The 12532-nt window shown below is 69.5% G+C and carries 10 protein-coding genes; 1 reads left to right on the forward strand and 9 read right to left on the reverse strand.

Features of this window, described 5'->3' with window-relative positions; genetic code table 11:
• Window positions 1–301: 301 nt before the first annotated feature.
• A complete protein-coding gene (gene ileS / locus ACFYR3_RS01845; protein ID WP_389281026.1) occupies window positions 302–3445 on the forward strand; it encodes an isoleucine--tRNA ligase in 3144 nt (1047 codons plus the stop codon).
• A 389-nt stretch (window positions 3446–3834) separates the two neighbouring features.
• Here ileS and ACFYR3_RS01850 read toward each other — a convergent pair whose 3' ends face one another.
• The 9 genes from ACFYR3_RS01850 to ftsW form a co-directional block, all read right to left on the reverse strand.
• Entirely contained in the window at window positions 3835–5139 is a 1305-nt protein-coding gene (locus ACFYR3_RS01850) for a DivIVA domain-containing protein (RefSeq protein ID WP_356783933.1), read from the reverse strand.
• A gap of 46 nt (window positions 5140–5185) precedes the next feature.
• Entirely contained in the window at window positions 5186–5470 is a 285-nt protein-coding gene (locus tag ACFYR3_RS01855) for a YggT family protein (protein ID WP_355850372.1), read from the reverse strand.
• Window positions 5471–5523: 53 nt separating this feature from the next.
• Entirely contained in the window at window positions 5524–6165 is a 642-nt protein-coding gene (locus ACFYR3_RS01860) for a cell division protein SepF (protein WP_356783932.1), read from the reverse strand.
• 129 nt (window positions 6166–6294) lie between these two features.
• Window positions 6295–7014, reverse strand: coding sequence for a YggS family pyridoxal phosphate-dependent enzyme (locus ACFYR3_RS01865; RefSeq protein ID WP_355850378.1), 720 nt, complete (start codon window positions 7012–7014; stop codon window positions 6295–6297).
• A gap of 6 nt (window positions 7015–7020) precedes the next feature.
• Window positions 7021–7758, reverse strand: a complete 738-nt coding sequence (gene pgeF, locus ACFYR3_RS01870; RefSeq protein WP_355850381.1) for a peptidoglycan editing factor PgeF — start codon at window positions 7756–7758, stop codon at window positions 7021–7023.
• Window positions 7755–8948, reverse strand: coding sequence for a cell division protein FtsZ (gene ftsZ, locus ACFYR3_RS01875; RefSeq protein ID WP_355850384.1), 1194 nt, complete (start codon window positions 8946–8948; stop codon window positions 7755–7757). Before ftsZ ends, pgeF begins: the two co-directional genes overlap by 4 nt.
• A 275-nt stretch (window positions 8949–9223) precedes the next feature.
• Complete coding sequence (locus ACFYR3_RS01880) at window positions 9224–10009, reverse strand: cell division protein FtsQ/DivIB (protein WP_389281030.1); 786 nt, start codon at window positions 10007–10009, stop codon at window positions 9224–9226.
• A 25-nt stretch (window positions 10010–10034) separates the two neighbouring features.
• A complete protein-coding gene (gene murG / locus ACFYR3_RS01885; RefSeq protein ID WP_355850390.1) occupies window positions 10035–11126 on the reverse strand; it encodes an undecaprenyldiphospho-muramoylpentapeptide beta-N-acetylglucosaminyltransferase in 1092 nt (363 codons plus the stop codon).
• A gap of 6 nt (window positions 11127–11132) precedes the next feature.
• Window positions 11133–12497 carry a putative lipid II flippase FtsW gene (gene ftsW, locus ACFYR3_RS01890; RefSeq protein ID WP_355850393.1) on the reverse strand — a complete coding sequence of 455 codons (1365 nt, stop codon included), beginning with the start codon at window positions 12495–12497 and terminating at the stop codon, window positions 11133–11135.
• Window positions 12498–12532: the final 35 nt, after the last annotated feature.

Raw genomic sequence — 12532 nt, forward strand, 5'->3', positions numbered from 1 at the left:
GCGGAGCGAGAAGCGTGGATGGGGACGAGTAGCGGCGTACGCGGCCAGGAGCGACCCGGGGACGGTGGAAGCCCGGGGGCGAGCGCGACGCGAAGATCACCCCGGAGCCGTCGGCAGAACACCCCTCTGGGGCCAGTAGACCCGGCATCGCGACCCCAATGAGGGGGCTCACTGATGCGAACGGCGCATCGGGGAGCCAAGGAGGGTGGTACCGCGGGAGCGCGCCGCACACGGCGTCCGTAGCAACACGGCTCTCGTCCCTCCGACGGAAGGCAGAAAGTCCGTTGGAGGAAGCTCGCCGATGACAGCGCCGACGTACCGCCAGGTGCCCGCCCAGGTCGACCTGCCCGCCCTCGAGCACGCCGTGCTCGACTTCTGGCGCGAGCAGAAGATCTTCGCCAAGAGCCTTGAGCAGTCCGAGGGCCGGCCGGAGTGGGTGTTCTACGAAGGTCCGCCCACCGCGAACGGCATGCCGGGCGCCCACCACATCGAAGCGCGCGTCTTCAAGGACGTCTTCCCGCGCTTCCGCACCATGCGCGGCTACCACGTGGCCCGCAAGGCCGGCTGGGACTGCCACGGCCTCCCGGTGGAACTCGCGGTCGAGAAGGAGCTCGGCTTCACCGGCAAGCAGGACATCGAGGCGTACGGCATCGCCGAGTTCAACGACCGGTGCCGCCAGTCCGTGACCCGCCACACCGACGCGTTCACCGAGCTGACGAACCGCATGGGCTACTGGGTCGACCTCGACGACGCCTACCGGACCATGGACCCCGAGTACATCGAGTCCGTGTGGTGGTCGCTCAAGGAGATCTTCAACAAGGGCCTGCTGGTCCAGGACTACCGCGTGGCGCCCTGGTGTCCGCGCGACGAGACGGGCCTGTCGGACCACGAGCTGGCCCAGGGCTACGAGACCATCGTCGACCCCTCCGTGTACGTCCGTTTCCCGCTCACCTCCGGTCCGCTGGCCGGCCGTGCCGCGCTCCTGGTGTGGACGACCACGCCGTGGACGCTGGTCTCCAACACCGCGGTCGCCGCGCACCCGGGCGTCACCTACGTCGTCGTGACGAACGGCGAGGAGCAGCTCGTCGTCGCGCAGCCGCTCGTCGAGAAGGCGCTCGGCGAGGGCTGGGAGACCACGGGCGAGTCCTTCACGGGTGCCGAGATGGAGCGCTGGACGTATCAACGTCCGTTCGAGCTCGTCGAGTTCCCCGAGCCCGCCCATTTCGTGGTCAACGCCGAGTACGTGACGACCGAGGACGGTACGGGTCTGGTCCACCAGTCCCCCGCCTTCGGTGAGGACGACCTCAAGGTCTGCCGCGCGTACGGCCTCCCGGTCGTGAACCCGGTCCGCACCGACGGCACCTTCCAGGAGGACGTCCCGCTCGTGGGCGGCATCTTCTTCAAGAAGGCGGACGAAAAGCTCACCGAGGACCTCCAGAGCCGCGGCCTGCTCTTCAAGCACGTGCCGTACGAGCACAGTTACCCGCACTGCTGGCGCTGCCACACCGCGCTCCTGTACTACGCGCAGCCGTCCTGGTACATCCGCACCACGGCCGTCAAGGACCGCCTCCTCCAGGAGAACGAGGAGACCAACTGGTTCCCGGAGTCGGTCAAGCACGGCCGCTTCGGCGACTGGCTGAACAACAACATCGACTGGGCGCTCTCGCGCAGCCGTTACTGGGGCACCCCGCTCCCGCTCTGGACCTGCGAAGAGGGCCACCTCACCTGTGTCGGCTCGCGCGCGGAACTGTCCGAGCTGACCGGCACCGACCAGTCGGAGCTGGACCCGCACCGCCCGTACATCGACGCGGTGACGTTCCCGTGCCCGCAGGACGGCTGCGGCCTGACGGCGACCCGCGTCCCGGAGGTCATCGACGCCTGGTACGACTCGGGTTCGATGCCGTTCGCGCAGTGGGGCTACCCGTACAAGAACAAGGAGATCTTCGAGAGCCGCTACCCGGCGCAGTTCATCTCCGAGGCCATCGACCAGACCCGCGGCTGGTTCTACACGCTGATGGCCGTCGGCACCCTGGTCTTCGACAAGTCCTCGTACGAGAACGTCGTGTGCCTCGGCCACATCCTCGCCGAGGACGGCCGCAAGATGTCCAAGCACCTGGGCAACATCCTCCAGCCGATCCCGCTGATGGACCAGCACGGCGCCGACGCGGTGCGCTGGTTCATGGCGGCCGGCGGCTCCCCGTGGGCGGCCAGGCGCGTGGGCCACGGCACCATCCAGGAGGTCGTCCGCAAGACGCTCCTCACCTACTGGAACACCGTCGCCTTCCAGGCTCTGTACGCCCGCACCACCAACTGGGCGCCCAGCGAGGCCGATCCGGCCCCGGCCGACCGCCCGGTCCTGGACCGCTGGCTCCTCTCCGAACTCCACGCGCTCACCGACCAGGTGACGCAGGCTCTGGAGGCGTACGACACCCAGCGTGCCGGAAAGCTCCTGTCGGCGTTCGTCGACGACCTCTCGAACTGGTACGTCCGCCGCTCCCGCCGCCGCTTCTGGCAGGGCGACAAGGCCGCGCTGCGCACGCTGCACGAGGTCGTGGAGACGGTCACGCGGCTGATGGCCCCGCTGACCCCGTTCATCACCGAGCGGGTCTGGCAGGACCTGGTCGTCCCGGTCTCCCCGGACGCCCCCGAGTCCGTGCATCTGTCGGCCTGGCCGGAGGCGGACCTGTCCGTCATCGACCCGGAGCTGTCGCGCCAGATGGTGCTCGTACGCCGGCTCGTCGAGCTCGGGCGGGCCACGCGCGCGGAGTCCGGCGTCAAGACCCGTCAGCCGCTGTCCCGCGCGCTGATCGCGGCGACCGGCTTCGGGACCCTCGACCCCGAGCTGCACGCGCAGATCACCGAGGAGCTGAATGTGAGTTCGCTCGCCTCACTCTCCGAGGTCGGCGGCTCACTGGTCGACACCACGGCGAAGGCGAACTTCCGCGCTCTGGGCAAGCGCTTCGGCAAGGGCGTCCAGGATGTGGCGAAGGCCATCGCCGAGACGGATGCCGCCGCCCTGTCCCTCGCCCTGCGCGAGGGCACCGCGTCGGTCGAGGTCGGCGGCGAGACCGTGACCCTGGCCCCGGACGAGGTCATCATCACAGAGACCCCGCGCGAGGGCTGGTCGGTGGCCTCCGACTCCGGCGCGACCGTCGCCCTCGACCTGGAGATCACCGAGGAGCTGCGGCAGGCCGGCCTCGCCCGTGACGCGATCCGCCTGATCCAGGAGGCCCGCAAGAACAGCGGCCTGGACGTCGCCGACCGCATCGCGCTCCGCTGGACCTCCACGGACCCGGCGGTCATCGCGGCCCTCGGCGAGCACGCCGGTCTCATCGCCGACGAGGTCCTCGCCACGGACTTCGCCCAGGGAGAGGCCGACGGCGCCTACGGGGAGCCGTTCACCGACGAGGGCCTGTCCCTGGTGTTCCGCCTCCGCAAGGCGTAACGAGGACGGCACACCCGCACCGAAGGCCCGGGGCCACCAGGATTTCCTGGTGACCCCGGGCCTTCGGCATGGGGACCCCGCGCGACTCCGAACCCTCCCTCCGAACCCTCGGCCTCGCGACCCTCCGTGACTCCGGGCCCGCGGCGCCGTGACCACGCCTTCGGCGTCGTCTGCCCCTGTGACATGCGTCGCGCGCCCCCCGTACGAGCGACAACCAGGCACTCCGTACGAGCGCGGCCCGCGCCCCGAGCGCAACGCCCCACGCGCCCCGTGGAGGCGTCCCCTGGACCCCGCACCAGCCCCTGGCGGACCGCACAAAAGGGCGAGGCCCCCGGAATCCGGGGGCCTCGCCCTGAACGCTGCCGACGCCTAAGGCGTGCTCATGGCCGTCAGTTGTCGTCCTCGTCGATGAGGAACCCGCGCATCGGCGAGGGCGCCTGCTGCATCGGCGACGGGCCCTGGGGCCGCACCGGAGCCATCGGCTGGGTCATCGCGGGCGACATCTGCTGCTGCCCGCCGTAGGACGGTCCTGCCTGCGACGGTCCGCCCATGCCGCCCGGGTTGCCGCCGTAGGACGGCGCACCGGCGCCTGCGGGGGCCATGGAGGGCGCGGAGGATGACGGCAGGGACGCCGTGGCCGGGTTGCGCGGCGGGGCGAGCGAGTCGTCCGCCTGCGTCTCCAGCTGGCGCAGCTGCGACTCCAGGTAGGACTTCAGACGCGTGCGGTACTCGCGCTCGAAGCCACGCAGGTCCTCGACCTTGCGCTCCAGCGTGGCGCGGGCGGACTCCAGGGAGCCCATCGCGACGCGGTGCTTCTCCTGCGCGTCCCGCTCCAGGGCGTCGGCCTTGGCACGGGCGTCCCGCTCCAGACCCTCGGCGCGGCTGCGGGCCTCACCGACGATCTTGTTGGCCTCGGAACGCGCCTCGGCGATCGCCTGGTCGGCGGTCTGCTGAGCCAGCGAGAGGACACGGGCGGCGCTGTCGCCACCGGGGCCCTGCTGCGGCATCTGCTGGCCGTGGCCGCCCATGGGGCCACCCATGGGCCCGCCCATCGGGCCGCCCATCTGCTGCATCTGCTGCATCTGGCCGGGGCCCTGGCCCATCGGACCCTGACCCATTTGGCCCATCGGACCCTGGCCCATCGGACCCTGACCCATCGGACCTTGGCCCATGGGGCCCTGGCCCATCGGACCTTGGCCCATGGGGCCCTGGCCCATCGGACCCTGACCCATGGGGCCCTGGCCCATCGGACCCTGACCCATCGGGCCCTGGCCCATCGGACCCTGACCCATCGGGCCCTGGCCCTGCTGGCCGCCCTGGCCGCTGGGACCCGCGGGCAGCTGCGGCGCACCGCTCGGGAGCTGAGGCGGACCACCCATGGGGCCACCCATTCCCTGCGGCGGACCCGATATGCCGGCGGGCACGGGAGCGCCGGGCCCACGCATACCCTGCGGCGGGCCCTGCTGGTCCTGCTGCTCGGGCGGTTTGCGCATACCCTGCTGCTGCTGGTTCTGAGCGGCCGCGCGCGTGGCGGCGGCCAGCTTGGCGCGCAGGTCCTCGTTCTCGCGGAGCAGGCGAGTCAGTTCGGCTTCGACCTCGTCGAGGAAGGCATCGACCTCGTCCTCGTCATAGCCTTCTCGGAGGCGGACGGTCGTGAACTGCTTGTTCCGCACGTCCTCGGGGGTCAACGGCATCTCTTCACCTCAACGTAGTCGTCGGCATTCGGCAAGACCGTATCGTTCACAGCCGGCTCACGACGGAGATCAGGATGTAGACGATGATCATCAATACGAAGAAGGACAGGTCAAGCGCCACGCCCCCGAGACGCAGCGGCGGAATGAACCGCCGCAGAAGCTTGAGCGGTGGATCGGTGACAGTGTAGGTGGCCTCCAGAACGACCACCATCGGCTTGCCGGGTTGCCATGAGCGGGCGAACTGGAAGACGTAGTCCATGACCAACCGGAAAATCAGCACGATGAGGAAGCACATCAGCGCGATGTAGAAGACCTGCCCGACCACGCTCATGATCCGTGCTTCCCTCTCCCCTGTTTCCTATGCGGTGTTTCCGGTCCTGCGTCTCAGCTCTGGTTGAAGAACCCGCCCTCTGCGATGCGGGCCTTGTCCTCCGCCGTGACATCGACGTTAGCAGGCGACAACAGGAACACCTTCTGCGTCACCCGCTCGATGCTGCCGTGGAGACCGAAGACCAAACCGGCCGCGAAGTCGACAAGTCGCTTCGCGTCGGTGTCATCCATCTCCGTCAGGTTCATGATCACCGGGGTGCCCTCACGGAAGTGTTCCCCGATGGTACGGGCCTCGTTGTAGGTCCGGGGGTGCAGCGTGGTGATCCGGTACGGCTCTCGTTCCGACACGACCTTGGGCATGATCACCGGGGCGTTCTTCTCCAGGCTCTGACGTTCTTGTGTGATGGACGCCACGGGGGCGATGCGCGCCGGACGCCCGGACTCCGCGGCGAGCGAGGCGGAATGCGGCACCGGGTCGCGCGGCGCCGCGGGCTGTACCACTCGTACCGATTCGTCCCGTTGGGACGAGTGCGCCTGATGTGACTGGTGCGGCGGTTCATGCCGTCGCCGGTCCCGCTCGGGTTCCGGGTCGAGCTCGGGCTCGAAGTCGTCGTCGGGGTCGAAGCCCCTGCCGTCGTACCCATCGTCCTCCACGAGGCCGAGGTAGACCGCCATCTTGCGCATCGCGCCGGCCATGCTCTGAGTCCTCCGCTCTGTGGTGGATCGGCTGACGAAGTGCCAAGTGCCCGCGATCCACGAGGTCGTTATGCCCGCCTTTGGCGGAAATGACCATATTTTCTGCTGTGGTCCGACTTCTTGGCGACGTTACCCGAGGCCGGGTCGGACTCCGAGTACCGCAGTACCGACGCGTACATGTGTCGCTCCGGCTGCCACAGCCTGTTCGAGGTCCGAGCTCATCCCTGCCGAGACCATGTTCGCAGCCGGATGAGTCCGGCGCACGGCAGTCGACAAATCCATCAGCCGCTCGAACGCCTGTTGTTGGCGTCCCGCGTACTCGCCGGTGAGCGGAGCGACGGTCATCAGCCCGTCGAGCCGGAGCCCCGGGGCCCTCGCGACGAGGTCGGCCAACTCCTCGATCCCGCCGACCCCCACGCCTCCCCGCTCACCCCGGCCGCTCTCCTGCGCGTCCAGCGCGACCTGGATGAGACACCCCACTTCGCGCTCCGCCCGCACCGCTTCCTTCGACAGGGCCCCGACGAGCCGGGAACGGTCGACGGACTGAACGAAATCCGCGTACCCGACCACAGAACGCACCTTGTTGGTCTGCAATTGACCGACAAAATGCCACAACAGGGGCAGATCCGAGCACTCCGCGGCTTTGGGTGCCGCGTCCTGATCCCGGTTCTCGGCCACATGACGCACACCGAGTTCGGACAGGATCCGCACATCACTCGCGGGATAGGTCTTGGTGACCACGATCAGGGTCACCTCTTCGCGCTTGCGTCCGGCGGCCGTGCACGCCGCCGCGATACGCTCTTCCACTTTCGCCAGGTTCGCGGCGAGTTGAGCCTTACGGTCCGTCATGCCCCATCAGTCCAGCCAGACATAGCCCGCGAGCCGCCCGGTGGTGCGGTCCCGTCGGTAAGAGAAGTGGTCCCCCGATTCGAGCGTGCACACCGGCGACTGCTCGCGGTCGCGCACTCCGAGCCGTTCCAACTGCGCGTGCACTCCGGCGGTCACATCGACCGCGGGCGTCCCCCACCCCGTCTCGGCGAATGCCGCGGGCTCGACGGCGGCGACCTCGGCGCGCATCGCGTCCGGCACCTCGTAGCACCGTCCGCAGACGGCGGGTCCGGTGCGGGCGACGATCCTGGCCGGATCGGCGCCGAGTTCCACCATGGCCCGTACGGCCGCGGGAACCACGCCGGCGACCATGCCGGGCCGTCCCGCGTGCGCGGCGGCCGCCACACCGGCGACGGGGTCGGCCAGCAGGACGGGCGTGCAGTCGGCGGTGAGGACGGCGAGCGCGAGCCCCCGCCGCGCCGTGACGATCGCGTCGACGGAGGGGATCTCCGAGGCGCCCCAGGGCGCCTCGACGACCGCCACGTCCGGCCCGTGCACCTGGTTCATCCAGACGACCCGGGCCGGGTCGAGCCCGAGTGCCTTGGCGGCCAGTTGCCGGTTGGCGCGTACGGCGTCGGGGTCGTCGCCGACCGCTCCGCCGAGGTTGAGCTCCTCGTACGGAACGGCGCTCACCCCGCCCCACCTGTCGGTGAAGGCGAAGTGGGCGCCGCTCACGGTGCTCGTTTCGGAGCGCTGTCCTATCACTTCAGGAAGTCCGGCACGTCCAGTTCCTCGGCCGCGCTGTCCGAGTAGGAGCGGGACGGGGGGACCGGCGGGGACACCGGCAGCTCGCTGACCGGCTCCGGAGCGGGCTCCGGGGCGACCTCCTTGGGCGTGACGCTGCCGAGCGACCCGAAGGACGGGCGGCTCTCGGCGGGGCGCGACTGAACGGGCTCCTCCCGTCGGGTGGAGCTCGAGCCGAGGACGTTGTCCCGCTTGGCCGGCGGCTGGCCGCCGTCGAAGCCGGCGGCGATGACGGTGACCCGCACCTCGTCGCCGAGGGCGTCGTCGATGACCGCGCCGAAGATGATGTTGGCCTCGGGGTGCGCGGCCTCGCTGACCAGCTGGGCGGCTTCGTTGATCTCGAACAGGCCGAGGTCGGAGCCGCCGGAGATGGAGAGCAGGACGCCGCGGGCGCCGTCGATGGAGGCTTCGAGGAGCGGCGAGGAGATCGCCATCTCGGCCGCCGCCACCGCGCGGTCGTCGCCGCGGGCCGAGCCGATGCCCATGAGCGCCGAACCGGCCTCGGACATCACGGACTTGACGTCGGCGAAGTCGAGGTTGATCAGACCGGGCGTGGTGATGAGGTCGGTGATGCCCTGAACACCGGAGAGCAGGACCTGGTCCGCCGACTTGAAGGCGTCGAGGACCGAGACCTGGCGGTCCGAGATCGACAGCAGCCGGTCGTTCGGGATGACGATGAGGGTGTCGACCTCTTCGCGGAGTTCCGCGATGCCGTCCTCGGCCTGGTTGGCGCGGCGCCTGCCCTCGAAGGTGAACGGGCGGGTGACCACGCCGATGGTGAGGGCGCCCAGCGAGCGCGCGATGTTGGCCACGACGGGCGCGCCGCCGGTACCGGTGCCGCCACCCTCTCCGGCCGTCACGAAGACCATGTCGGCCCCCTTGAGGACCTCCTCGATCTCCTCACGGTGGTCCTCGGCGGCCTTGCGGCCGACTGCCGGGTTGGCTCCGGCCCCGAGGCCGCGCGTGAGTTCCCGACCGACGTCGAGCTTGACGTCGGCGTCGCTCATCAACAGCGCCTGAGCGTCGGTGTTGATGGCGATGAACTCGACGCCCTTGAGACCGACCTCGATCATCCGGTTGATGGCATTGACACCACCGCCGCCGACACCGATGACTTTGATGACTGCGAGGTAGTTCTGCGGTGCTGCCACGTCGAAGGCCTCTCGCCTCGAGTTACGTGTCGTCGCCTCGCGTGCTCGCGATCCGACGACTGATGCCGAATGGGACGGTCCGAACGCCGACCCGAACCCTAACGCTGAAGTTTAGGGTTACCAGTGTGTCTGTTCCTTGGACTCTTCCGAACAGGACACTAAGTCGACAAGTGGCGCGCGTTCAACGAACACGCCGAACCTCCCGTTTTTCTTTTCACCCTATGTGATCAGGCACAGCGCTGCCCAACCAGGGTGCTGGCCTGCATCGATGCGAGTCAACTGCCCGACGATGCGGGTGCGGTGGGGGCACTTACGTCGAAGTGCAGGGCCCCAGGATCGGCTTTCATGAGAGCAAGGAGCGTCCTGGCCTTCGCTCGGCCCTTCTCGACGCTGCCCCACTCGACGGTCCTGCCGCCCGTCAACTCCAGCGAGACGGCGTCATAGGAACGGACCTTGACGGTACGGGTGTCACGGGCGACGGCATCCGGAATGTCCGCGGCGATCCGCACCGCCTCACGCACCAGCCGGTCGGCGGGGAAGCGGCGCAGCACGGCCCGCTTCGACACCGCCAGTTCCAGTACGGGCACGCCCTTCGGGGCATCGGGAACGGTGGCGAACCGCACGCCCTTGGCGTCCACTTCGATGAAGTTTGCGCCCTTTTCGACGATCAGGACCGGAGTACGCTCGGTCACTTTCAGATCGATTCCGTGCGGCCACGATCGGACAACGTCAACCGAGTCAATTCGGGGCAATTTCCTGAGCAATCGCGCCCCGATCGCGTCCGTGTCGACGGAAATCAGCGGGGATCCGACCGGAACATCGGCGGCTTCCCGCACCTGCCCGGCCGTCAGCACCCGCATCCCGGAGGTCGATACGCGCTCTGTGCGCAGCCATGGGGAACCGTAGAGAATCCATACCGCGGCGGACCCGGCCAACACCACGGCGAGCAAAAGGATGATGAGCCTACGAAGGCGACGGAGCCGCCCGATGAGGGGCGGCCGGGGCGGGCCGGACTCCAGCTTCTGCCGTTCACCGCGCTCGGCGGTCGTCGGTCCGGCCACGCTCCCTGCCTTCCCTCATGCGGTCCTAGCGGTGGCGCGAGGCGATCGCCTCGTACACCATGCCGACGAGCAGGTCGTCGGCGTCCCGGCGGCCGAACTCGCTGGCGGCACGCGACATCTCGTACAGCCGGTGCGGGTCGGCGAGCACGGGCAGCACGTTCTGCTGCACCCACTGCGGGGTCAGCTCCGCGTCGTCGACCAGCAGTCCGCCGCCGGCCTTGACCACCGGCTGGGCGTTCAGCCGCTGTTCGCCGTTGCCGATGGGCAGCGGGACGTAGGCGGCGGGCAGTCCGACGGCGGAGAGCTCGGCGACGGTCATCGCGCCCGAGCGGCAGAGCATCATGTCGGCCGCGGCGTACGCGAGATCCATCCGGTCCACGTACGATACCGGGACGTACGGGGGCATTCCCGGCATCTGGTGCACCTGCGGCAGTTCGTTCTTCGGACCCACCACGTGCAGGATCTGGATCCCGGCCTGCTGGAGGTACGGAGCCGCCTGCTGGACCACCTCGTTGAGGCGGCGGGCGCCCTGCGAGCCGCCCGACACGAGGAGCGTCGGCAGGTTCGGGTCGAGCCCGAACGCGGCGCGCGCCTCGGGCCGTACCGCTGCCCGGTCGAGGGTGGCGATGGAGCGGCGCAGCGGGATGCCGATGTAACGGGCCCCGCGGAGCTTGCTGTCGGGCGTGGAGACGGCGACCTGGGCCGCGTACCGCGATCCGATCTTGTTGGCGAGGCCGGGGCGGGCGTTGGCCTCGTGGATGATGATCGGCACACCGAGGCGCTTGGCCGCCAGGTAGCCGGGCAGGGCGACATAGCCGCCGAAGCCGACGACCGCGTCCGCCTTGGTCCGCTCCATGATCTGCTCGACAGCCTTGATCGTGCCGCGCAGCCGTCCGGGGACGGTGATCAGCTCGGGGGTTGGCTTGCGCGGCAGCGGTACGGCGGGGATCAGCGCGAGTTCGTAGCCGCGCTCGGGTACGAGCCGGGTCTCGAGTCCGCGTTCCGTGCCCAGGGCCGTGATCCCCACGGTCGGGTCCTGCCTGCGCAGGGCATCCGCGAGGGCGAGCGCGGGCTCGATGTGGCCGGCGGTCCCCCCGCCGGCGAGTACGACATGCACCGAAATTCACCGCTCTCCGGACGAACGCGCCGCAGAGGCACGCCGTCGCATCGTGTTCCATCTCCGGGGCCCCGCGGCCCTTGCGGACTCTCTCACCGCACCCCGCTTTCTGCCAAAGCGGGGTTGCCGCATCGCGAGAGCCGCCCGCGCAGCGGGGTCGTCACGCGCGAAGGCGATCAGCAACCCGATGGCGAACATGGTCGGCAGCAGGGCGGAACCCCCGTAGGAGAACAGCGGGAGCGGGACACCGGCGATCGGCAGCAGACCGAGCACCGCACCGATGTTGATCACGGCCTGGGCCGTGATCCAGGTGGTCACGCCTCCCGCGGCATACCTCACGAAGGGGTCCTCCGTGCGTCCGGCCACGCGGATACCCGCATAGCCTAGAGCCGCGAAGAGGGCGAGCACCGACAGCGTCCCCGCGAGGCCCAGTTCCTCCCCAGTGATGGCGAAGATGAAGTCGGTGTGCGCTTCAGGCAGTTGGCCCCATTTCTCCACACTGGCACCGAGGCCGGAACCGAAGAGTCCGCCGGAGGCGAGGGCGTAGATGCCGTGCACGGCCTGCCAGCAGGTGTCGTGCGGGCCCGGCTCGGTCGCGCCGATGCAGGCCAGCCTGGACATGCGGTTGGGGCTCGTCTTGATGAGGACGAAGCCGATCGCCAGGGCGACGGACAGCACCCCCACGAACAGCCGGGTGGGCGCTCCGGCCAGCCACAGCAGCCCGAACAGGATGGCCGTGAGGATGATCGCCGTGCCCATGTCGCCGCCGAGCATGATCAGGCCGAGCAGCATGAAGGCGACGGGCACGAGCGGCACCAGCATGTGCTTCCACTGGGTCAGCAGCCGCTTGTCCTGTTTGCGGGCGAGCAGATCGGCGCCCCAGAGCACGAGCGCGAGCTTGCCGAACTCGCTGGGCTGGATCTGGAACGAGCCACCGAGGGAGATCCAGTTCTGGTTGCCGTTGACCGAGACGCCTATCCCGGGCACCTGCACCAGGGCCATCATGAAGACGGCGCCCGCCAGTATCGGGTAGGCCAGCGCCCGGTGCAGCTTCACCGGCATCCGCGAGGCGGCCAGCAGCAGCACACCGCCGATCAGGGCCGCCAGGAACTGCTTGCGGAAGAAGTACGACCCGGGCAACGACAGCTGGAGCGCCGTGATCTGCGAGGCCGAGTAGACCATCACGAGCCCCAGCACGGTGATCAGCAGGCTGCCGCCGAGGATCAGGTAGTACGCGGTCAGCGGCCGGTCCCAGGCCTTGCGGGCGCGCGTGAAGAGGCGGCGTACGGGGTTGTCGCGCGGCACCCGGGCGACGGCGGGCCGCCGGCCGGCCCGCCGCACGGGAGGCCGGCCGGTCCGGCTAGTGGGCATCGGCGTCTCCGGGCCACAGCGATGTCACGCGTCCG

Origin of the sequence: Streptomyces sp. NPDC005784 (assembly GCF_042871525.1) — a bacterium.
Taxonomy (GTDB): Bacteria; Actinomycetota; Actinomycetes; order Streptomycetales; family Streptomycetaceae; genus Streptomyces.

Bases quoted from the DNA above. Each gene is read 5' to 3' on its own strand.
- ACFYR3_RS01860 (WP_356783932.1), bottom strand. From the start codon at position 6,165: ATGGCCGGCGCGATGCGCAAGATGGCGGTCTACCTCGGCCTCGTGGAG.
- ACFYR3_RS01865 (WP_355850378.1), bottom strand. From the start codon at position 7,014: ATGACGGACCGTAAGGCTCAACTCGCCGCGAACCTGGCGAAAGTGGAA.
- ACFYR3_RS01855 (WP_355850372.1), bottom strand. From the start codon at position 5,470: ATGAGCGTGGTCGGGCAGGTCTTCTACATCGCGCTGATGTGCTTCCTC.
- ftsW (WP_355850393.1), bottom strand. From the start codon at position 12,497: ATGCCCACTAGCCGGACCGGCCGGCCTCCCGTGCGGCGGGCCGGCCGG.
- ACFYR3_RS01850 (WP_356783933.1), bottom strand. From the start codon at position 5,139: ATGCCGTTGACCCCCGAGGACGTGCGGAACAAGCAGTTCACGACCGTC.
- ileS (WP_389281026.1), top strand. From the start codon at position 302: ATGACAGCGCCGACGTACCGCCAGGTGCCCGCCCAGGTCGACCTGCCC.